The 21,001-nt window shown below is 72.7% G+C and carries 21 protein-coding genes; 12 read left to right on the top strand and 9 right to left on the bottom strand.

What is annotated here, in order from left to right; translation table 11 throughout:
• Positions 1-2 precede the first annotated feature (2 nt).
• A complete protein-coding gene (locus JOE43_RS11550; protein ID WP_209517879.1) occupies positions 3-2,519 on the top strand; it encodes an RNA helicase in 2,517 nt (838 codons plus the stop codon).
• Positions 2,520-2,583: 64 nt separating this feature from the next.
• Positions 2,584-4,245 carry an apolipoprotein N-acyltransferase gene (gene lnt / locus JOE43_RS11555; protein WP_307803340.1) on the top strand — a complete coding sequence of 554 codons (1,662 nt, stop codon included), beginning with the start codon at positions 2,584-2,586 and terminating at the stop codon, positions 4,243-4,245.
• Positions 4,246-4,359: 114 nt separating this feature from the next.
• Here lnt and JOE43_RS11560 read toward each other — a convergent pair whose 3' ends face one another.
• The 4 genes from JOE43_RS11560 to JOE43_RS11575 form a co-directional block, all read right to left on the bottom strand.
• Positions 4,360-4,725 (bottom strand): RNA polymerase-binding protein RbpA, encoded by a 366-nt coding sequence (locus tag JOE43_RS11560; protein WP_056054962.1) that lies wholly within the window; start codon positions 4,723-4,725, stop codon positions 4,360-4,362.
• Positions 4,726-4,812: 87 nt separating this feature from the next.
• Positions 4,813-5,604, bottom strand: a complete 792-nt coding sequence (locus JOE43_RS11565) for a glycerophosphodiester phosphodiesterase family protein (RefSeq protein WP_307803341.1) — start codon at positions 5,602-5,604, stop codon at positions 4,813-4,815.
• Entirely contained in the window at positions 5,604-6,758 is a 1,155-nt protein-coding gene (locus tag JOE43_RS11570) for an SPFH domain-containing protein (protein ID WP_209517881.1), read from the bottom strand. Before JOE43_RS11570 ends, JOE43_RS11565 begins: the two co-directional genes overlap by 1 nt.
• 12 nt (positions 6,759-6,770) lie before the next feature.
• On the bottom strand, positions 6,771-7,253 hold the full coding sequence (locus tag JOE43_RS11575) for an NfeD family protein (protein ID WP_307803342.1): 483 nt from the start codon (positions 7,251-7,253) through the stop codon (positions 6,771-6,773).
• Positions 7,254-7,397: 144 nt separating this feature from the next.
• On the opposite strand from JOE43_RS11575, the gene JOE43_RS11580 reads away from it, so the two are divergent.
• Both JOE43_RS11580 and JOE43_RS11585 read left to right on the top strand, forming a co-directional pair.
• Positions 7,398-8,165 (top strand): SDR family oxidoreductase, encoded by a 768-nt coding sequence (locus tag JOE43_RS11580; protein WP_209517884.1) that lies wholly within the window; start codon positions 7,398-7,400, stop codon positions 8,163-8,165.
• A gap of 10 nt (positions 8,166-8,175) precedes the next feature.
• Positions 8,176-8,634 carry an NUDIX domain-containing protein gene (locus JOE43_RS11585; RefSeq protein ID WP_307803343.1) on the top strand — a complete coding sequence of 153 codons (459 nt, stop codon included), beginning with the start codon at positions 8,176-8,178 and terminating at the stop codon, positions 8,632-8,634.
• Between the two features lie 140 nt (positions 8,635-8,774).
• Here the strand turns inward: JOE43_RS11585 and JOE43_RS11590 are convergent, their stop codons facing one another.
• Positions 8,775-10,262: a cryptochrome/photolyase family protein gene (locus JOE43_RS11590; RefSeq protein ID WP_307803344.1), complete on the bottom strand. Its 1,488-nt coding sequence runs from the start codon at positions 10,260-10,262 to the stop codon at positions 8,775-8,777.
• Between the two features lie 41 nt (positions 10,263-10,303).
• Between JOE43_RS11590 and JOE43_RS11595 the strand changes: the two genes are divergently transcribed.
• The 4 genes from JOE43_RS11595 to JOE43_RS11610 all read left to right on the top strand — a co-directional run bounded on the left by JOE43_RS11595 (position 10,304) and on the right by JOE43_RS11610 (position 13,220).
• Positions 10,304-10,816 (top strand): hypothetical protein, encoded by a 513-nt coding sequence (locus JOE43_RS11595; RefSeq protein ID WP_245187144.1) that lies wholly within the window; start codon positions 10,304-10,306, stop codon positions 10,814-10,816.
• A gap of 92 nt (positions 10,817-10,908) precedes the next feature.
• A complete protein-coding gene (folE, locus tag JOE43_RS11600) occupies positions 10,909-11,496 on the top strand; it encodes a GTP cyclohydrolase I (RefSeq protein WP_209517886.1) in 588 nt (195 codons plus the stop codon).
• Entirely contained in the window at positions 11,489-12,400 is a 912-nt protein-coding gene (gene folP / locus JOE43_RS11605) for a dihydropteroate synthase (RefSeq protein ID WP_307803345.1), read from the top strand. The genes folE and folP overlap by 8 nt, the downstream gene beginning before the upstream one ends.
• A 7-nt stretch (positions 12,401-12,407) precedes the next feature.
• Positions 12,408-13,220 carry a pyrimidine reductase family protein gene (locus JOE43_RS11610; RefSeq protein ID WP_307803346.1) on the top strand — a complete coding sequence of 271 codons (813 nt, stop codon included), beginning with the start codon at positions 12,408-12,410 and terminating at the stop codon, positions 13,218-13,220.
• Positions 13,221-13,271: 51 nt separating this feature from the next.
• Here JOE43_RS11610 and dhaM read toward each other — a convergent pair whose 3' ends face one another.
• The 3 genes from dhaM to dhaK are packed head-to-tail and all read right to left on the bottom strand — an operon-like array spanning position 13,272 to position 15,677.
• Entirely contained in the window at positions 13,272-13,943 is a 672-nt protein-coding gene (gene dhaM / locus JOE43_RS11615; protein WP_209517888.1) for a dihydroxyacetone kinase phosphoryl donor subunit DhaM, read from the bottom strand.
• An 11-nt stretch (positions 13,944-13,954) separates the two neighbouring features.
• Positions 13,955-14,620, bottom strand: a complete 666-nt coding sequence (dhaL, locus tag JOE43_RS11620) for a dihydroxyacetone kinase subunit DhaL (protein ID WP_209517890.1) — start codon at positions 14,618-14,620, stop codon at positions 13,955-13,957.
• Between the two features lie 55 nt (positions 14,621-14,675).
• Positions 14,676-15,677: a dihydroxyacetone kinase subunit DhaK gene (gene dhaK / locus JOE43_RS11625; protein WP_209517892.1), complete on the bottom strand. Its 1,002-nt coding sequence runs from the start codon at positions 15,675-15,677 to the stop codon at positions 14,676-14,678.
• A 258-nt stretch (positions 15,678-15,935) separates the two neighbouring features.
• Here dhaK and JOE43_RS11630 point away from each other — a divergent pair, with 258 nt between their 5' ends.
• Both JOE43_RS11630 and glpK read left to right on the top strand, forming a co-directional pair.
• A complete protein-coding gene (locus JOE43_RS11630; RefSeq protein ID WP_056055941.1) occupies positions 15,936-16,613 on the top strand; it encodes an MIP/aquaporin family protein in 678 nt (225 codons plus the stop codon).
• A 100-nt stretch (positions 16,614-16,713) separates the two neighbouring features.
• Complete coding sequence (gene glpK / locus JOE43_RS11635; protein WP_209517894.1) at positions 16,714-18,231, top strand: glycerol kinase GlpK; 1,518 nt, start codon at positions 16,714-16,716, stop codon at positions 18,229-18,231.
• Between the two features lie 118 nt (positions 18,232-18,349).
• Here glpK and trpD read toward each other — a convergent pair whose 3' ends face one another.
• Positions 18,350-19,405 (bottom strand): anthranilate phosphoribosyltransferase, encoded by a 1,056-nt coding sequence (gene trpD / locus JOE43_RS11640; RefSeq protein WP_209517896.1) that lies wholly within the window; start codon positions 19,403-19,405, stop codon positions 18,350-18,352.
• Between the two features lie 105 nt (positions 19,406-19,510).
• Between trpD and JOE43_RS11645 the strand changes: the two genes are divergently transcribed.
• Positions 19,511-20,155, top strand: a complete 645-nt coding sequence (locus JOE43_RS11645; RefSeq protein WP_209517898.1) for a heme-copper oxidase subunit III — start codon at positions 19,511-19,513, stop codon at positions 20,153-20,155.
• A 21-nt stretch (positions 20,156-20,176) separates the two neighbouring features.
• On the top strand, positions 20,177-20,992 hold the full coding sequence (locus JOE43_RS11650) for a c-type cytochrome (RefSeq protein WP_167259243.1): 816 nt from the start codon (positions 20,177-20,179) through the stop codon (positions 20,990-20,992).
• Positions 20,993-21,001: the final 9 nt, after the last annotated feature.

Below are 21,001 nucleotides of genomic sequence, written 5' to 3' on the forward strand. Positions count from 1 at the left end.
AGATGACCAGCAGCGACCTCAGCCCCGCCGAACGGTTCGCCGCCTCGAAGACCCGGGTGCGGTCGCCGCAGCTGCAGTCGTTCCGCTCCCGTCTCGGCTTCGCGCTCGATCCGTTCCAGGAGGCCGCCTGCGCCTCCGTCGAGGCGGGCAACAGCGTGCTGGTGGCCGCGCCGACGGGGGCCGGCAAGACCCTCGTCGCCGAGTTCGCGATCCACCTCGCCATGCAGCACCCCCGCGACAAGGTCTTCTACACGGCCCCGATGAAGGCGCTGAGCAACCAGAAGTTCCAGGAGCTCGTCGCCGAGTACGGCGCCGGCGAGGTGGGGCTCCTGACCGGTGACACGAACGTCAACTCGCGGGCGCGCATCGTGGTCATGACGACCGAGGTGCTCCGCAACATGCTCTACGCGGGCTCGGAGATGCTCGACGACCTCCGCTACGTCGTCCTCGACGAGGTGCACTACCTCGCCGACCGGTTCCGCGGGGCGGTGTGGGAGGAGGTCATCATCCACCTGCCCCTCGACGTCCGCCTCGTCTCGCTGAGCGCCACCGTGTCGAACGCCGAGGAGTTCGGCGACTGGCTGCAGACCGTCCGCGGCGGCACGGACGTCATCGTCAGCGAGGACCGCCCCGTCCCGCTCGACCAGCACGTGCTCGTCGGGGGCAAGTTCCTCGACCTCTTCGACTCGAGCGGGCAGGCCGCCACCAACCGCGTCAACCCCGAGCTCCTGCGGGCGACCTCCATGTCGCGCCGCGGCGGCGGGCCCGGCGGCCGAGGCCGCGGCACGAGCGACCGCTGGTCGGGGCGCAGCCCCCGGGGCCACGTCGTGCCGCCGACCCCGCACCAGGGCGGTCGCCTCGACCGGTGGCGCATCGTCGAGATGCTCGACGACCAGAACCTCCTGCCCGCCATCTTCTTCGTCTTCAGCCGGGTCGGCTGCGACCAGGCCGTCAAGCAGGTGCTGCGCTCCGGCATCCGGTTGACGACCGCCGAGCAGCGCGACGAGATCCGCGAGATCGTCGAGGCCCGCTGCCGCACCCTCCGCGACGAGGACCTCGCCGTGCTCGGCTACTGGCAGTGGCTCGACGGGCTCGAGCGCGGGGTCGCCGCCCACCACGCGGGCCTGCTGCCCGCGTTCAAGGAGGTCGTCGAGGAGCTCTTCCAGAAGAAGCTCGTCAAGGTCGTCTTCGCGACCGAGACCCTGGCGCTCGGCATCAACATGCCCGCGCGCACGGTCGTGCTCGAGAAGCTCGAGAAGTTCAACGGCGAGGCCCGCGTGCCCATCACGCCGGGGGAGTACACGCAGCTGACCGGCCGGGCCGGCCGCCGCGGCATCGACGTCGAGGGCCACTCGCTGATCCAGTGGCAGCCGGGTCTCGACCCCCAGGCGGTCGCGAGCCTCGCCTCCCGCCGCACGTACCCGATGAACTCGAGCTTCCGCCCCACGTACAACATGGCCGTCAACCTGATCGAGCAGTTCGGCCGGTCGCGCACGCGCGAGATCCTCGAGACCTCGTTCGCGCAGTTCCAGGCCGACCGCGCCGTCGTCGACCTCGCGCGGAAGGTGCGCACGCAGCAGGAGAGCCTCGACGGCTACGCCCGCAGCATGACCTGCCACCTCGGGGACTTCGGCGAGTACACGCTCATCCGCCGTGAGCTCGGCGACCTCGAGAAGCAGGGCGCGGCCCGCGCCGAGGCCCAGTCGCGCGGCGAGCACGACAAGCGCCAGCGGAAGCTCACCGAGCTGCGGAAGCAGCTGCGACAGCACCCCTGCCACGCCTGCCCCGAGCGCGAGCAGCACGCCCGCTGGTCCGAGCGCTGGTTCAAGCTGAAGAAGCAGACCGACCAGCTCTCGGCGCAGATCCGCAGCCGCACGGGCGCGGTCGCCAAGGTCTTCGACCGCGTGACCGACGTGCTGCTCGACCGCGGCTACCTGGTGCCCGCGGCCTCCACGTCCGCCACGCCCACCAGCCGGGGAGGCGCGGGTCGCGACGGGCGCACCGCCGAGGTGGCCGTCGCCCCGGCCGGCCGCACGCTCCGCCGCATCTACGGCGACCGCGACCTGCTCGTCGCCGAGTGCCTCCGCCTCCGGCTCTGGGACCAGCTCGACGTGCCGTCGATGGCCGCCATGGCCGCGACCCTCGTCTACGAGCCGCGACGCGACGAGGGGCAGCTCTCGGAGCGTTTCCTGCCGCGGGGTGCCTACCGCGAGGCCCTCGACGCCACGCAGCTGCTCTGGGCCGAGCTCGACGACCTCGAGCAGGAGCACCGGCTGCCGGGCAGCACGCCGCCGGCTCCGGGCCTCGCCCTCGCCATGCACCGCTGGGCCCGGGGCGCGAGCCTCGACTCGGTGCTGGAGGACGCCGACCTCGCCGCCGGCGACTTCGTGCGCTGGACGAAGCAGACGATCGACCTGCTCGACCAGCTCTCCGTCGTGGCCGAACTCCCGGTGGGCCCCGTGGCCCGTCGCGCGCTCGACGCCGTGCGGCGGGGAATCGTCTCGTACTCGGCCGTCTGAGGCGCGGAGGCGGGGCGGCCCGGCCGACCCGCGCCTCCCAGCGACGGCCACCTAGAATCGCACGGTGCCCACCCGCGTGACCGACCTCCGTCTGCCGCTCTGGCTCGCCCTCGTGGTGGCCGCCGGTTCGGGCGTCGTGCTCGACGCGGGGTTCCCCGACGGCGACGTGTGGCCCCTCGCCTTCGTCGGCATCGGCCTCGTGCTCGTCAGCCTCCGCGGCCGTCGCGCCGGGTCGGCCTTCCTGGTCGGGCTCGTCGCTGGGCTCTCGTTCTACCTCGTCCACATCTCGTGGACGAGCCTCTACCTCGGGGCCCTGCCGTGGGCGGCCCTGTCGACGCTCGAGGCCCTGTTCTTCGCCGGGGGAGCCGTGCTCGTCACGCTCGCGTACCGCTGGGTGCCGCGCATCTGGCCCGGGGCCGTCGGCACGACCGTGCTCCTCCCGGTGGTCGTCGCCGGCCTCTGGACCCTGCGCGAGTTCGTCGCCGGCAACTGGCCCTACGGCGGGTTCGCCTGGGGCCGCGTGGCCCTCAGCCAGTCGCAGAGCCCCTTCGGCCCGCTCGTCGCGTGGGTCGGCATCTCCGGTCTCTCGTTCCTCATGGTGGCGCTCGTGGCGGCGGTCCTCGAGCTGGCGCTCCGGGCCGACGTGCGGGCGTCGACGCGGGTCCTCGCCGGCGCGGTCGCCGTCACGGCCGTCCTCGCCGTCCCCGCGTGGCCGACGACGTCGTCGGGCACGGCCACGATCGCCGGCGTCCAGGGCAACGGGCCCGCGGGCTACTTCGACGAGCGCGAGCCCGGCGACCTGCTCAACTCGCAGGTGCTCGCCATGTCGGGGCTGCCCGCCGGCTCCGACCTCGACCTCATCGTGTGGCCCGAGGGCGGCAGCGACCGCGACCCCACCCGCGACGCCTACGGCCGCTACGTCTTCGACGCCGTCAGCGACGGGTACGACGCCCCGCTCCTCTCCGGCGTCATCACCCAGTCCGACGACGGCGAGGAGGCCTGGAACTCGTCGATCCTCTGGGAGGACGGCGCGGTCGCCGGCCAGTACGACAAGAAGCACCCCGTCCCCTTCGGCGAGTACGTGCCCGACCGCTCCTTCTGGCGGCCCTTCGCCCCCGACCTGATCGACCTCATCGCTCGCGACTACACGCCGGGCACCCGCCCGGAGGCGATGCCGATCGGCGACTTCGTCGCCGGCATCTCGATCTGCTTCGACATCGTCGACGACCAGCTCATCACGAACATGATGCGCGACGGCGCCCAGGTGATCGTCGCCCAGACCAACAACGCCGACTTCGGCGACACCGACGAGAACGCCCAGCAGCTGGCCATCACGCGACTACGGGCCCTCGAGACGGCCCGGCCCGTGGTCAGCGTCTCCACGGTGGCCTCCAGCCGGGTCATCGACGCCGACGGGCAGATCGTGGCCGGCGTCACCGACTTCACCGCCGGCACCATGGTCCACACCGTCGACCTGGGCACCGGCACGACGCCCGCCGTCGTGGCCAGCCGCGCCGTCGAGCTGTTCGTCTCGTTCCTCGGGCTGGCGGCCCTCGTGCTCGCCCGGGTCATGATCGGTGGTCGCCGGTCGCGCCGACGCCGCGCCCTCGAGACCGCGGCCTGGCCCGAGCTGGCCGACCCGCGCCTCCGCCCGGGCCGTCGGCCGCGCTCGCTCGACGAGGAGCTGGACGACCCGAGCCAGTTCGACCTTCCTGCCCGGCGCTGACCACCCGGCACCGACCGCCCCGGGCACCCCCGGGCACGACGACGCCCGGCCACCGTACGGTGACCGGGCGTCAGGGGGGAGCGGCGTCAGGCGCCGATCTTCAGGCACCGATCTTCAGGCACCGATCTTCTCCTGGCCGCGGCGGGCCCGGAGGAACGTCAGGCGCTCCTGCAGCAGCTCCTCGAGCTCGTCGCGTGAGCGGCGCTCGAGCAGCATGTCCCAGTGGGTCCGGGGCACCTTGACGACGCCCTCCTCGATCTCGACGGGCTTGCCGTCGGCCGACAGCAGCCGGCCTTCCTGCCCGCTCTTCGGCGACTGCCAGATCTCGGGCACCTCTGCCTCAGCAGAGAACACCATGTCGAAGGTCTGACCGTCCTCCGTCTGGTAGACGGCTTTCTTCCGGGGGGAGAACTCGACTCCCTCTTCGCTCTGGAGGCTCTGACTACCGAGTCTCATCCCGCGCAAACTGCGATCTGCCATGCGTGTGGTCTCCTCTCGCGGTGCGATCTCCCGTTCTAACGTCAGAGCGTGCCGTGATGTTTCAGGTGAGAGACATTCACAGTCTGTTCACAGAGGATCGGCAGCACCCCGGCCGACCTCGACGAGGGCGAGATCGGCACGGTCGGTGACGATGCCGTGCACGCCGAGGGCGAGCAGGCGCCGCATCACGGCGGGGTCGTTGACCGTCCAGACGTGCGTCTCGACGCCCACGGCCGCCAGGTCGGCGACGCGTGCCGCCGTCACGACGCGCAGCGGCCCCCAGCTCTCCGGCACCTGGACGGCGCCGCAGCCGCGCAGGACTCGCCGGAGCAGGGCGTGCCGCACGACCGTGACCGGGACGAGGGAGGCGGCGATCACGCCGACGACGCCGGGGGAGGACGCCGAGGTGGCCACGCCGGGCAGCGCGTCGACCACCCGACGACGGATCCGCTGGTCGAAGGACGTGAGGAGCACGCGGTCGTGCGCACCGACGCGACGGATCGCGCGCACGGTCGGCTCCACCGCCTCCGCCACCTTGACGTCGATGTTGAAGCGCGTCTCCGGGAACGCGTCGAGCGCCTGCTCGAGCGTCGGCACCTCCTGGTCGTCGGGCAGGCGCACCAGGCTGAGCTCGGCGAGGGTGAGGTCCCGGACGCGCACGGGCCGCCCGGCCACGCGCCGGAGGTCGTCGTCGTGGCAGACCACGGCGATCTCGTCGCGCGAGGCGTGCACGTCGGTCTCGACGTAGCCGGCACCCGCCGCCACGGCCCGGGCGAACGCGAGCATGGTGTTCTCCGGCGCGTCGACCGCGAGGCCCCGGTGCGCGAGCACCCGGGGCCCCGCCGGGCCGAACCAGCCGGAGGCGCCGCCCGGCTCCACTACGGAGCGGCCGGGGCCGCCGGCGGCGTGGTGCCCTCGCCCGGCGTCACCGCATCGGCCGAGCCTGAGCCCGTGCCCGTGCCCGTGCCCGTGCCGGCGGCGTCGGTCGCCGTGCGGGTCGTGCTGCCCGGCGTGGTCGCGGTCGGGAACCCGAGGTCGGGCTCCGCCTCGAGGTCGACGGTCGTCGCGAGGTCGGGGGTGGTCGACATCTCCGAGACCTTCGTGGTCGGCTTCGGCGTCCAGCCGGGGGCGTCCGGGTTCTTCGGCGCGAAGAAGCCCTGGCCGATGCCCGACAGCGCCTCGGTCAGCTCGCTCGGGATGATCCAGAGCTTGTTGGCCGTCCCCTCGGCCAGCTTCGGCAGGGTCTGCAGGTACTGGTAGGCGAGCAGCTTGGGGTCGGGGTCGCCCTGGTGGATCGCGTTGAAGACGGTGTCGATGGCCTCCGCCTCGCCCTGGGCGCGGAGCACCTGGGCCTTCGCCTCGCCCTCGGCGCGGAGGATGGCCGACTGGCGCATGCCCTCGGCCTCGAGGATCTGCGACTGCTTCGTGCCCTCGGCGGTGAGGATCGCGGCCCGACGGCTCCGCTCGGCGCGCATCTGCTGCTCCATGGAGTCCTGGATCGAGGCGGGCGGGTCGATGGCCTTGAGCTCGACCCGGCCGACGCGGATGCCCCACTTGCCGGTCGCCTCGTCGAGGACGATGCGCAGCTGGCCGTTGATGTTGTCGCGGCTCGTCAGGGCCTCCTCGAGGTTCAGCCCGCCGACCACGTTGCGGAGCGTGGTCGTCGTGAGCTGCTCGACCGCCCCGAGGTAGTTGGCGATCTCGTAGGTCGCGGCCCGGGCGTCGGTGACCTGGAAGTAGACGACCGTGTCGATCGAGACGACGAGGTTGTCCTCCGTGATGACCGGCTGCGGCGGGAAGGAGACGACCTGCTCGCGCATGTCGATGAGGGGGCGGACCCGGTCGATGAAGGGCACGAGCAGGTTCAGCCCGGGGAGGAGGGTCTTGTGGTACTTGCCGAGCCTCTCCACCACGCCGGCGCTGGCCTGCGGGATGATGCGGACCGCGCGGAAGAGCACGACCAGGACGAGGATGACGACGATCGCGACGACCACGATCGTCGCGATGGTGCCGGCGCTGACGGAGGAGTCCATGCAGGGTCCCTTCTAGGCGGGGACGACCAGGGCGGTCGACCCCTCGATGGCGGTGACGACGACGGTGCTGCCGGTGTCGAGGACGGCCGGGTTGACGGCCCCGGCGGGCGCCTTCGCCGACCCGGTGGGCAGGAGGCGCGCCGTCCAGGTGTCGCCGTTGGTGAGCTTGACCTGCCCGGCGTCGGGGCCGAGCGCGACGACGACGGTGCCGCGCAGGCCGAGGAGGGCCTCGACGTTGCTCGGCGTCGGGTCGCCGCCCCGGCCGAGGGCCCGGAGCAGGGGAGGCCGGACGGTGAAGAGGAGGAGCACCGCGAGCACGGCGGCCACGACGATCTGCAGCCACCACGGTGCGCCGAAGAGGTCCGCGAGCAGGCCGCCCACGCTGCCGATCGCGAGCATGAGGAAGGTCAGCTCGAGGGTGGTGACCTCGACCACGACGAAGAGAAGGACCAGGGCGATCCAGATGATCCACGCGTACTGGGTGACGACGTCCACGTCGGCCTCCTTCGTTCCCTCGACGCTAGCGCACGTCGCCGACATCCGTCGGGCGGTACGCTCGGACGGGTCGTCCGACGACCCCGAGCCGCCACCCGGCGCCGCGACCGAGCCGGTGCCGCCCCACAGACTGGAGCCCCCGCCGTGTCCAACCCCCTCGCCGCAGAGTCCCTCACCGGCACGCGTGCCCTGGTCACCGGCTCGTCCCGGGGCATCGGGGCCGACACGGTCCGCTACTTCGCCGAGGCCGGCGCCTCCGTCGTCGTGAACTACCGCAACAAGGAGAAGCGCGCCCAGCAGCTCGTCGAGAAGATCGAGGCCGCGGGCGGCACGGCCTTCGCGGTGGGCGCCGACCTCACCGACCCGGAGAGCGTCGACGCGATGTTCGCGACCGTCTCCGAGCGCCTCGGCGGCCTCGACGTGCTCGTCATGAACGCCTCCGGCGGCATGGAGAGCGGCATGGCCGAGGACTACGCCCTGAAGCTCAACCGCGACGCGCAGGTCGCCCTCCTCACCGCGGCGCTGCCCCTGCTGCAGCCGGGCTCGCGGGTCGTCTTCGTGACGAGCCACCAGGCGCACTTCATCCGCACCACCGAGACGATGCCCGAGTACCTGCCCGTGGCGCTGAGCAAGCGCGCGGGGGAGGACGCGCTGCTCGAGATGGTGCCGCAGCTGGAGGCCGCCGGTGTCGAGTTCGTCGTGGTCTCCGGCGACATGATCGAGGGCACCATCACGGCCACGCTGCTCGAGCGCTCGAACCCCGGCGCCATCTCCTCGCGCAAGGAGAGCGCCGGCAAGCTCTACAACGTCGCCGAGTTCGCGGCCGAGGTCGCCTCGGCCGCGGTCGACCCGGTGCCCGCCGACCGCACGCGCCTCGTCGGCGACACCTCCGACTTCGTCCCCGTCGCGTAGGCGGCGCCTCGTGACCGAGCGGATCGTCCGGCCGACGTCGCGCCTCCTCGTCCTCGACGAGGACGACCGGCTGCTGCTGATGATGACGAAGGCGCCCGACACGAGCGGCGCGGCCCGGTGGATCACGCCGGGAGGCGGCGTCGACCCGGGGGAGTCGCACGAGGAGGCGGCGGTCCGGGAGCTGCACGAGGAGACCGGGCAGGTGGTCGCCGAGGTCGGCCCCGTGGTCAGGGTCGACGACTTCGAGGTGCCCTGGGACGCCGCCGACCACACGCACGGGCACGCCGAGTTCTTCGTCGTGAGACTGCCTCACTTCGAGGTCGTCGACGATGACTGGACCGACGACGAACGGGTCGACATCCTCGAGTCACGCTGGTTCAGCCTCGACGAGCTCGAGTCGACGATCGACCCCGTCGAGCCCGTCGACCTCGCCGCCACGGTGGCCGAGGTGCTGCGCACAGGTCGCTGACCGCCGACCGGGCGTCGGCGGCTGTCACCGGTCGTCGAGGCCTCGCCAGCCCCTTCCCGGCCGTGGTGAACATGACCGATAATGCACATTATGTCAGGTCGAATCTGACACGGAGGCGATCAGGCCCTCCCCGGGCCCCCTCAGGGCATCTCGCGAGCCGCCTCCTGAGCGACCACGGCCTCGAGGTCGTCGAGCCCGCGCATCTGCCGCAGCGGGTTCCGCATGCGGGCGTTGTCGCGGAGCGCCGGCTCGGCCCGGTGCAGGAACGCCCAGTAGCCCGCGGTGAACGGGCACGCGTCGTCGCCGACCCGGACGGTCGGCGAGAACCGGCACGAGCCGCAGTGGTCGCTCATCGTGTCGATGTAGCGGCCGCCGGCCGCGTAGGGCTTGGTCGCGACGACTCCGCCGTCGGCGTGCTGCGACATCCCGACGATGTTCGCGGGCATCACCCAGTCGGTGCCGTCGACGAAGACGTCGGTGAACCACTCGGTCAGCTGGTCGGGCCGGTAGCCGCGCTGCAGCGACCAGTTGCCGAGGATCATCAGGCGCTGGATGTGGTGCGTCCAGCCGTGCCGCGAGACGACGTCGAGCGCGTCCGACAGGCACGCCGCCTCGACCCCTGACGAGTCGAGACCGCGCCACCACGCCGGCAGCTCCACCCGGGCGCCCAGGGCGTCGTTCTCGTCGACGTACGACTCCCCCAGGTGCCAGTAGAGGTGCCACACCCAGTCGCGCCAGCCGACCACCTGCCGGACGAAGCCCTCGACGCTGGCGAGCGGCGCGCCTCCCTCGAAGGCCCGCAGCACCCGCTCGACCACGTGGCGCGGGTCGAGCACGCCGAGGTTCATCGGCACGCTCAGCAGCGAGTGCGCCATCGTCCAGTCGCCCGACAGCATGGCGTCCTCGAAGGGGCCGAAGTCGCCGAGCCGCGTCTCGACGAAGTCCTCGAGCGCCGCCTCCGCCTCCTCGGCCGTGACGGCGAACCGGCGACGGTCGTCCTCCCCCACGAACGTCACGAGGCCGGCGTCGCGCCAGGCGTCGAGCTGCTCGCGCACCTCGGCGTCGATCTCGTCCTCGACGGGCCAGACCGGGTCGGGCAGGCCCAGGCCGGCCGCGCCGCGGGGAGGCGCGTGGCGGTTCTCGTCGTCGTAGCTGAACCGGCCGCCCACCGGGGCGGGCCCCTCCATCAGGAAGCCCTCGCGCCTCCGGACGGCCTCGTAGAAGTCCTCCATGAGGAGCCGGCCCGGGCGGGCGGCGACCCAGTCGGCAAAGTCGGCCTCGCTGGTGACGAAGCCGCGGCTCGGCAGCACGACGACCGCCGGGGAGGCGGCGCGCACGACCGCGCGGAGGTGACGGCTGGGCGGGTCCACCACCTCGAGGTCGCCGCGCCCGGCGAGGGCGTCGGCGAGGCGGTCGACCCGGACGTGCTCCGCGCGGTCGCCGAGCTCGGCGACCCGGTGACGGAGCGCCGAGAGCCAGAGGTGCGCCTTGGCCCGGTGCAGCGGGCGGCGGGAGAACTCGTCGAGGGCCTCGACGACGAGCACCTCTCCCCCGTCGTCGAACGCGGGGCCCCACTGCCCGGGCAGCAGCAGCCGTCGTCGGGCGGGGCGGTCCGGGGTCGTCGTCACCCCGCGGACGCTACCCGCCGCCCCGGTGGTTGGGTCGGGTCATGGACGACGAGACCGCCCCCGTGACCCCCGGCTCCCCCGACGCGACGACCCGCGACTCCCCCGCGCCCGTGCCCGACGACGGACCGGACGACGCGCACGTCCGCCCCGCGGGCGTCGACGACGCCACCGTCGAGGCCCTCGGCAAGCTGTCGGAGGCCCTCGAGGCCGTCGAGCACGCCCGGGGCCTGCTCTACGGCTTCCACCGGCTGACCGGCACCGCCGACCTCGCCCTCGGGGAGGCCGTGGACCTCCTCCGCGAGGCGGGGCACGACGAGCACGCCGACCGCCTGGAGCGCGACGTCGTCGGCCGCAACGTGGTCGAGGGCCGCTGGACCTTCCAGCTCGTCGAGGACTACGACGCGGGGTACTGGAGCGCCCTCCGCGCGGGCGAGGCGGCCGTCCGCGACGACCTCGTCGGCGGGCGCCGCCACCTCTTCGAGTCGGAGATGAAGGAGGCGCGGCGCAGCCACGGTCGACGCCACCACGAGTCGCGCCCGGGCTCCGACGGCTGAGCGCCCCGCCGGTCGACCGCCCCGGCCGCCCCGTCGGTCGGGGCCGGGCATGCACGGCTGACGTCCGGGCGGGGGCCTGCGACACTGGCTCCATGAGCCACTCCCCCGTCGACCGGCCGCGCATCGAGGCCGCCGTGCTCGAGATCCTCGCGGCCGTGGGCGACGACCCGGGGCGCCCGGGCCTCCTCGACACGCCAAGGCGCGTGGCGGAGGCGTACGCCGAGTTCTTCTCGGGGACGGGGACGGACGCGACCGAGCTCGTCCGTGCCTCCTCGGTGCCGGCCGAGCCGGGCCAGCTCGGCGAGGTCGTCGTCGTGCGCGACGTGCAGTTCCGCTCGGTCTGCGAGCACCACCTGCTGCCGTTCCTCGGCGTGGCCCACGTCGCGTACGTCCCCGGCGCCTCGATCGTCGGCCTCGGCAGCGTGCCCCGGGTCGTCGACGCGCTCGCCTCGCGGCCGCAGCTGCAGGAGAAGCTCGGCGAGGAGATCGCCGACGCCTTCGACGAGGGGCTCTCCCCCGCGGGCGTGCTCGTCGTGCTCGAGGCGGTCCACGGCTGCGTGACGACGCGGGGGCCGCGCCAGACGCAGAGCTCGACCGTGACGCTGGCGAGCCGCGGCAGCCTCGGCGACGCGGCCGCCCGCACCGAGGCGATGGCGCTGATCGGGGCGCCCCGTGGCTGACCGCGGGCCGGCCCCGGCTGCGCTGGGAACCGTGCCGCTCCGCGTGCCCGTCCGTCGCATCGGGCTGCGCACGTTCGACTTCTCGCGACAGGTCGCCGTGATGGCGATCGTCAACCGCACGCCCGATTCGTTCTTCGACCAGGGGCGCACCTTCGCCCTCGACAGCGCGGTCGCGGCCGCCGTGGCCGCCGCGGGGCAGGGCGCCGACTGGGTCGACGTCGGGGGCGTGCCCTTCAAGCCGGGGCCCGAGCTCTCGGCGGCCGACGAGATAGACCGCGTCCTGCCGGTGGTGGAGGCGCTGGTCGCCGAGTCCGACGTGGTCGTGTCGGTCGACACCTTCCGCCCCGAGGTCGCGGCCGCGGCGATCCATGCCGGGGCGTCGGTGATCAACGACACGACGGCCCTGCACGACCCCCGCCTGGCCGACGTCGTCGCCGACAGCGAGGCGACCCTCGTGGTGACCCACAGCCTCGCCCCGCCGCGCACCGCGTGGCCGCACCCCCGCTACGACGACGTCGCGCGCGAGGTCGTCGACCTCCTGTCACGTCGCGTCGACCTCGCACTGGCCCGCGGGGTGCCTGAGGAGAGGATCGTCGTCGACCCCGGCCACGACCTCAACAAGGCCACCGTGCACACCCTCGAGCTGACCCGGCGCCTCGGCGAGGTCGCGGCCCTCGGCTTCCCCGTGCTGGCCGCCGTCTCGAACAAGGACTTCATCGGCGAGATGCTCGACCGCGAGAAGCCCGACCGCCTGGCCGGCACGCTGGCGGCGGCGACCGCGTGCGTGCTGCTCGGCGCGCGCGTCGTGCGGATGCACGACGTGCCCTCGGCGGTGGACGCCGTCCGCATGGTCGAGGGCATCCTGGGGTGGCGGGCCCCGCTGCTCGCCCGTCACGACGTCTAGGAGCACCGTGCCCGACCAGCCCGCCGCCGACCCGGCCGCCGCCGACCCGGCCGCCCTCCGTCGCCTCCTGCCGCCCGACCCGACCGGCGTCCCGCTCGACGACGACCAGCTGCTGGCGATGATCGACCCCGGCGACCGCGTCGAGCCGCGCCTCCGCGTGAACTTCGTCTCGACGCTCGACGGCTCGTCCACGGCGGACGGCCTCTCCGGGAGCCTCGGCGGGCCCGCCGACAAGCGGTTCTTCGACCTGCTGCGCCGGGTCTCGGACGTCGTCGTCGTCGGGGCCGGCACCGTCCGCGACGAGGGCTACGGCCCGATGCGACTCGACGACGCCTCCGTCTCCTGGCGCCGACGCCGCGCGCTGCCCGACCACCCGGTCTTCGCGCTCGTCTCGGCGACGCTCCGGCTCGACCCGGGCAGCGCCGTCTTCCGCGACGCGCCCGTGCGCCCGGTCGTGCTCACCACCGAGCGGGCGGACCCGGAGGCGCGGAGGGCCCTGGAAGGCGTCGCCGACGTCGTCGCGTGCGGCCGCGACCGCGTCGACCCGCGCCTCCTGCGCGAGGCCCTGGTCGCCCGGGGGCTGCGGCAGCTGCACTGCGAGGGCGGCCCGACCCTCTTCGGCGACCTCGTCGCCGCGGACGAGGTCGACGAGCTGTTCCTGACGCACTCCCCGACCCTGGAGGGCGGCGTCGGCCCGCGCATCGCCCGCTCGACGAGCGGAGACGCGCCGGGGCTGCGCGAGCTCGAGCTGGCGCACGTGCTCGTCGCGGGCGACCTGCTGCTGACCCGCCACGTGCGACGACGGGCGCCCCGGGCCTGAGCCCGCGGCGCCCGCCGTCGTCTTCGTCGTCGCCGTCCCGGCGACGGCGCGTCAGCCCTCGCCGAAGCCGCCCTCGACCAGGGCCACGAGGTCGTCGACGGCCTGGGCCGCGTCGGGGCCGGTGGCCATGATCGCCACCGTCGAGCCCTTGCCGAGCCCGAGGCCCATGATGCGCAGCAGGCTCTTCGCGTCGACGCCGTTCACCGTGACGTCGGCCTGGAAGCGCGAGGCGTGGGTCACGAGGTCGGCGGCCGGCCGGGCGTGCAGCCCTGACTCGTTGACGAGGACGACCGAGCGCTCGACCGCGTCGCGGCCGCGGAGCTCACGCTCGTCCCGGTGCGGGTCGGCGACCCCCGAGGCGGTTCGGGCGGCCGCGGCGACCTCCTGCAGCGTGCCGCCGGTCTCCGCCGAGACCGCGGCGGCGACGGTGCCCTCGACGACGGGCGCGTCTGCCAGCACGACCCGCGCGGCCTCGTCGTCGTCGAGGAAGTCGACGGCGGTCTCGGTGGTGAGGATCGCCGAGCCCAGGTCGCAGAGCACCACGACGCCCTGGCCCGTGTCGGCGGCCGAGAGCGCGGCGGAGATCTTGTCGAAGCTCGTGCCCAGACCACCGTCGTCGGTGCCGCCCGCGGCCACGAGGGTCGTGGTCGGCGCCATCTGACGAGCGAGCTCGACGGTGCCCTCGGCGATCGCCGCGCTGTGCGAGACGACGACGATGCCCACGCCGGCCACGGTCACGCCTCCCCGGCGGTCGTGGCGGCGGCGGGGGTCGCGGCGGCGTCGGCGGCCGCGGCGAGGATGAGCGACGACGACTGCGCACCCGGGTCGCGGTGCCCCACGGCCCGTTCGCCGAGGTAGCTGGCCCGGCCCTTGCGGGCGACGAGGGGCTCGGTCGACGCCGCGCCCTCGGCGGCGGCGTCGGCGGCCGCGCGGAGCACGGCGGCGGGGTCGGCTCCGTCGCCCGCGGCGCGGGCGGCCGCGTCGACGGCCGGCGACCACGCGTCGATCATCGTCTTGTCGCCCACCTCGGCCTTGCCGCGCAGCACGACGCCGTCCCGCGCCGCCGTGAGGAAGGCCAGGACCGCCGCCGGATCGAGCTCGGTCGCGTCGCCGAGGGCCGCGGCCCCCTTGAGGTAGGCGGTGCCGAGCAGCGGGCCGGAGGCTCCCCCGACGGTGGAGATGAGGGTCGTGGCCACCATCTTCAGCAGCTGGCCGGGCGTGGCGTCCTCCGGCTGCTGGCCGAGCTTGGCCCGCACGGCCGAGAAGCCGCGCTCCAGGTTCTCGCCGTGGTCGCCGTCGCCGATCTCGCGGTCCAGCTCGACCAGCGCGGCGCGCTGCTCGCGCACCACGTCGGCCGTCCGTTCGATGAAGGCGCGGGTCCAGGTCGCGTCGAGTGTCATCCGTCTTCTCCTCGTGGGGGTGTGGTGTGGGGGGCTGCGGGGCGGAGCAGGTCGCTCACCGGCCCCACCGGAGCGCGGCCGTCTCGACCGGGGCGTCCCAGAGCTCGGTCAGCTCGTCGTCGAGGCGCGTCACGGTGATCGACATGCCCTGCATCTCGAGCGAGGTGACGTAGTCGCCGACGAGCGTGCGGGCGACCTCGACGCCCCGCTCGGCGAGCAGCTCGGCGGCCCTTCGGAAGGCGACGTAGAGCTCGACGAGCGGCGTGCCGCCCATGCCGTTGACGAACAGCAGGACGCGGTCGCCGGAGGCGGTGCCCAGGTCGTCGAGGACAGCGCCGAGCAGGCGGTCGACGATGCGGTCGACGGGCTCGAGCGGCACGCGCTCGCGACCGGGCTCGCCGTGGATGCCGATGCCGATCTCGATCTCGTCGTCGGCGAGGGTGAAGCTCGGCTCCCCCGCGTGCGGCACGACGCCGGCGGTGAGCGCGACGCCCATCGTGCGGGTCGCGGCGTTCGCCCGGCGGGCGATCTCCGCGACCTGCTCGAGGCCGTCGCCGCGCTCGGCGGCGGCGCCCGCGACCTTCTCGACGACGACCGTGCCCGCGACTCCGCGACGCCCGGCCGTGTAGGTGGAGTCCTTGACCGCGACGTCGTCGTCGACGACGACCGTCGCCACCGTGACGCCCTCCGCCTCGGCGAGGTCGGCCGCGGTCTCGAAGTTGAGGACGTCGCCGGTGTAGTTCTTGACGATGTAGAGCACGCCCGCTCCCCCGTCGACGGCCTGCGTGGCCGCCACGACCGGGTCGGGCGTGGGCGACGTGAACACGGGGCCGGGCACCGCGGCGCTCAGCATGCCCGGGCCGACGAAGCCGGCGTGCAGGGGCTCGTGGCCGCTCCCTCCCCCGCTGACGATCGCGACCTTCCCGCTGACCGGGCCGGAGGCGCGGGTCACGAAGGTCGGGTCGTGCGACACCCGCAGGAGGCCCGGGTGGGCGAGGCCCATGCCGGCCACCGCCTCCTCGACGACGTCCTTCGGATCGTTGATGAGCTTCTTCATCGAAGTTCCTCCCTGGAACGGGCGGCGGTGCGCAGGCTCGCACCGTCCTGGCAAGAAGCTACCCCCCGAGCCGTGCGCACCTGCTCCGTGCACATATGTGCATCTGGGGTGATTCGGCTACCTTCCTGAGGGTTGCCCGGGTCTATGGTGAGGCCACACGCTCACCGCGGTGGTGCACAGTCGCACCCCGCCCGACGACTAAGGAAGGTCGACGTGGACCTGGGACTGATTTTTCTCTCTGAAGTGGTGGGCACGGCCATGCTCATCCTGCTCGGTGGCGGCGTCGTCGCCAACGTGGCCCTCACGAAGTCGAAGGGCTTCAACGGCGGGACGCTGATGGTCAACTTCGGCTGGGGGCTCGCGGTCTTCGCCGCTGTCACGGTGTCGTACTCGTCCGGCGCGGCCCTCAACCCGGCCGTCAGCCTCGCGCAGCTGATCCTCGGCAACATCGACTTCGTCGCGTTCCTCGTGTACCTGGCCGCCCAGATGATCGGAGCCGTCATCGGTGCCGTCCTCGTGTGGCTCGTGTACAAGAACCACTTCGACGAGGAGCCCGACCCCGCGGCCAAGCTCGGCGTCTTCTCCACCGGCCCGGCCATCCGCAACTACGGCTGGAACCTCGTCACCGAGATCATCGCGACGTTCGCCTTCGTGTTCGTGGTCATCGGCTTCACCAACGGCGGCACCCCGGCCGAGCTCGGCGCGATCCCCGTCGCCTTCCTCGTGATCGCGATCGGCGCCTCCCTCGGTGGCCCGACCGGCTACGCCATCAACCCGGCTCGTGACCTCGGCCCGCGCATCGCCCACGCCTTCCTGCCCATCAAGGGCAAGGGCTCGAGCGACTGGTCGTACGCCTGGGTCCCCGTGGTCGGCCCGCTGGTCGGCGGCGCCCTCGCCGCCGTGGTCTCGGGCGCGCTGCTGCCCCTGGCTGCCTGACCCCCCACCGACTCACCGCTGACCGCGGCACGGCCGTGCCCACCCGAGGCGCACCCGCCGTGCCGCGGTCGACACCATCAACGACGAAGGAGAACCACCCGTGAGCGACGACTACATCCTGGCGATCGACCAGGGCACCACCAGCACCCGCGCCATCATCTTCGACCACTCCGGCTCGATCGTGGCGACAGGCCAGAAGGAGCACGAGCAGATCTTCCCGCGCGCCGGGTGGGTCGAGCACGACCCCGCCGAGATCTGGGAGAACGTCCGCGAGGTCATCGGCCAGGCCCTGTCGCGCGCCGACATCACGCGCCACAACATCAAGGCCGTCGGCATCACCAACCAGCGCGAGACCGCCGTCGTGTGGGACAAGACCACCGGCAAGGCCGTCTACAACGCCATCGTCTGGCAGGACACCCGCACCCAGTCCATCGTCGACCGCCTCGCGGCCGACGGCGGCGTCGAGCGCTTCAAGCCGATCGTCGGCCTCCCGCTCGCGACCTACTTCTCCGGCACCAAGGTCGTCTGGATCCTCGAGAACGTCGAGGGCGCCCGTGAGAAGGCCGAGGCCGGCGACCTGCTGTTCGGCACGACCGACACCTGGGTCCTCTGGAACCTCACCGGCGGCACCGACGGCGGCGTGCACGTCACCGACGTCACCAACGCCTCGCGCACCCTGTTCATGGACCTCGAGACGCTCGAGTGGCGCGACGACATCCTCGAGGCCTTCGACGTGCCGCGCTCGATGCTGCCCGAGATCAAGAGCTCGTCGGAGGTCTACGGCACCGTCGAGGCCTCGAGCCTCCTCCGCGAGGTCCCGATCGCGGGCATCCTGGGCGACCAGCAGGCCGCGACCTTCGGCCAGGCGGCGTTCGACCAGGGCGAGTCCAAGAACACCTACGGCACCGGCAACTTCCTCATCTTCAACACGGGCGAGGAGATCGTGCACTCGAAGAACGGGCTGCTGACGACGCTGGGCTACAAGCTCGGCGACGCGGCTCCCCACTACGCGCTCGAGGGCTCCATCGCCGTCACCGGCTCGCTGATCCAGTGGCTGCGCGACAACCTCGGCATCATCGGCTCGGCCCCCGAGGTCGAGGAGCTCGCCAAGACGGTCGACGACAACGGCGGCGTGTACTTCGTGCCGGCGTTCTCGGGCCTGTTCGCCCCGTACTGGCGCTCCGACGCCCGTGGTGCCCTCGTCGGCCTCACGCGCTACGTCAACAAGGGCCACATCGCCCGTGCGGCGCTCGAGGCGACCGCCTTCCAGACCCGGGAGGTGCTCGACGCGGTCAACGCCGACTCGGGCGTCGACCTGACGGAGCTCAAGGTCGACGGCGGCATGACCGGCAACGACGCCCTGATGCAGTTCCAGGCCGACATCCTGAACGTGCCCGTGGTGCGTCCGGTCGTCGCCGAGACCACCGCCCTCGGCGCCGCGTACGCCGCGGGCCTGGCGGTCGGGTTCTGGGACACGCTCGACGACCTGCGCTCGAACTGGCAGGAGGACAAGCGCTGGACGCCCGCCATCGAGGCCGACGAGCGCGACCGCACGCTCCGCCTCTGGAAGAAGGCCGTCACGAAGACCTTCGACTGGGTCGACGAGGACGTCAACTGACGTCGGATCTGACGACACGGCGCTGACGCGCCGGTGACAGGGAGAAGGGCCCGTTCCTCGGAACGGGCCCTTCTCGCACGAGCTCGGGCGTCGACCGAGGAGACCGGCCTGCCCGGGGTCAGGCCCGACGGGTCGCCGCGACCCACTCGTCGAGCTTGGCGGCGGCGACGCCGCCGTCGATCGCCTCCCGGGCCACGGCGAGCTGCTCCCGGAAGCGCACGACGATCGGACGGTCGCGCTCCGACTGGTCGGCCGCGAGCCGGTAGCTGACGAGGCCCGCTGCCGCGTTCAGCAGGACGATGTCGCGGACGGGCCCGGTCTCCCCCGCCAGGACACGTCGGGCGATCGCCGCGTTGTGCTCGGCGTCGCCCCCGACGAGGTCGGCGATGCGGGCCCGCGGGATCCCGAGGTCGAGCGGGTCGAGGTCGTGCTCGGTGACGGAGCCCGTCGAGACCTCCCAGATGTGGCTGTGGCCGGTCGTGGTCAGTTCGTCCAGGCCGTCGTCGCCGCGGAACACGAGGGCGGTCGCGCCCCTCGTCTGGAACACGCCGACGATGAGCGGCACCTTGTCGAGCTGGGCGACCCCGACCGCGCTGGCCTCGGGCCGGGCGGGGTTGACGAGCGGGCCGAGGAAGTTGAAGACGGTCGGCACGCCGATCTCCCGTCGCACCGCCGCGGCGTTGCCGAAGCCGGGGTGGAAGGCCGCCGCGAAGGCGAAGGTCAGCCCCGCGTCGGCGAGCACCTCGGCGACGCGGTCGGCGCTCAGCGTGAGGTCGATGCCGAGCGCGGCCAGCACGTCCGACGAGCCCGACGACGAGCTGGCGGCGCGGTTTCCGTGCTTGATGACGGGGACGCCCGTGGCGGCGACGACGATCGACGCCATCGTCGAGACGTTGACCGTGCCGAAGCGGTCCCCGCCGGTGCCCACGATGTCGACGGCCATGGACGGCACGGGCAGCGGCACGGCGTGCGCGAGCACGGCGTCGCGGAACCCGACGATCTCGTCGACCGTCTCGCCCTTGGCCCGGAGTGCGACGAGGAAGGCCGCCAGCTGGGCCGGCGTCGCCTCGGCCGTCATGACCTGCTCCATCGCCCAGGTGGCCTCGGTGATCGAGAGGTCCCGACGCGCCAGGAGGGCGTCGATGAGGGCAGGCCAGGCGAGCTCGTGGGTCATGGGACCAGGCTAGCGTCGGGCTGCAGCACGCCAAGTAGCTCGGCGTCAACAGAAATTCCCGGCGCGGAGTTTCCTGCGCAAACCCAGGGCGACTTACCAGGCATAATGGACGGCGTGACAAGTACCTCTCTCTCCAGGCCTTCCAGCGCGCCGGTCGTCAACCGCCCGAGCACGGTCGCCGTGGGCACCATCGTGTGGCTCGGCAGCGAGGTCATGTTCTTCGCCGGCCTGTTCGCGATCTACTTCACGCTGCGCAGCACCTCTCCCGGTCTCTGGGCCGCCGAGACGGCCAAGCTCGACGTCCCGTTCGCGCTGACGAACACCATCACCCTGGTGCTCTCGTCGGTCACGTGCCAGTTCGGCGTGTTCGCCGCCGAGCGCATGCAGGCCCGTCGCACCGGCCGGCTCTTCCAGCTCGGCAGCTGGGGCATGGTCGAGTGGTTCTTCCTGACGTACTCCATGGGCGCCGTCTTCATCTGCCTCCAGGTCTTCGAGTACGCCCACCTCATCTCCGAGCACGTGACGCTCAGCTCGAGCGCCTACGGCTCCGCGTTCTACATGACGACCGGGTTCCACGGAGCCCACGTCATCGGCGGGCTCATCGCCTTCCTCCTGACCATCGGTCGCGCGTTCGCGGTCAAGAACTTCGGTCACAAGGAGGCCACGACCGCCATCGTGGTCTCGTACTACTGGCACTTCGTCGACGTGGTGTGGATCGGCCTCTTCATGGTCGTCTACGTCCTCAAATAGGCATCGGAAAGTTCGCACAGCATGTTCACCAGAAGCTCCTCCTCGCGACGCACCGCCAAGACCGGCCGCCGCAGCCCCGTCGCCACGGCGTCGCTCCTCCTCGTGGGCCTGCTCACGACCGGCGGCGCCTACGCCCTGTTCTCCTCCACCGCCACCGCTGAGGAGTCCGCGCCCGCCGCGGCCTCGCAGCAGAGCGTCGACGAGGGGCAGAAGCTCTTCGCGTCCAACTGCGCCACCTGCCACGGGCTGTCGGCCGACGGCACCGGCGACGGTCCCAGCCTGATCGGCGTCGGCGCCGCCTCCGTCGACTTCCAGGTCGGCACGGGCCGCATGCCGATGGCGGCCAACGGCCCCCAGGCCGAGGAGAAGCCCGTCCAGTTCACCGACGAGCAGGTCTCCGACCTCGCGGCCTACGTCGCGTCGCTCGCCCCCGGCCCCGCCATCCCCGACGAGGAGTACCTCGCCGCCGACGGCGACACGACCAACGGCGCCGAGCTCTTCCGCATCAACTGCGCCATGTGCCACAACGTCGCCGGCGCCGGCGGCGCCCTCACCGAGGGCAAGTACGCCCCCTCGCTCAAGGGCGTCAGCGAAGCCCACATCTACGAGGCCATGCTCACCGGCCCGCAGAACATGCCGGTCTTCAACGACCTCAACCTCTCCCCGCAGGACAAGGCTGACGTCATCACGTACCTCAAGTACCTGGAGAAGAACCCGTCGCCCGGTGGGTTCGAGCTCGGCAGCCTCGGCCCGGTGGCCGAGGGCCTCTTCATCTGGATCTTCGGCCTCGGAGCGATCGTCGCCGTGACCATCTGGCTCACGGCCCGCTCCAACTAGCGGCCCTCC

Source organism: Frigoribacterium sp. PvP121 (genome assembly GCF_017833115.1).
Taxonomy (GTDB): Bacteria; Actinomycetota; Actinomycetes; order Actinomycetales; family Microbacteriaceae; genus Frigoribacterium; species Frigoribacterium endophyticum.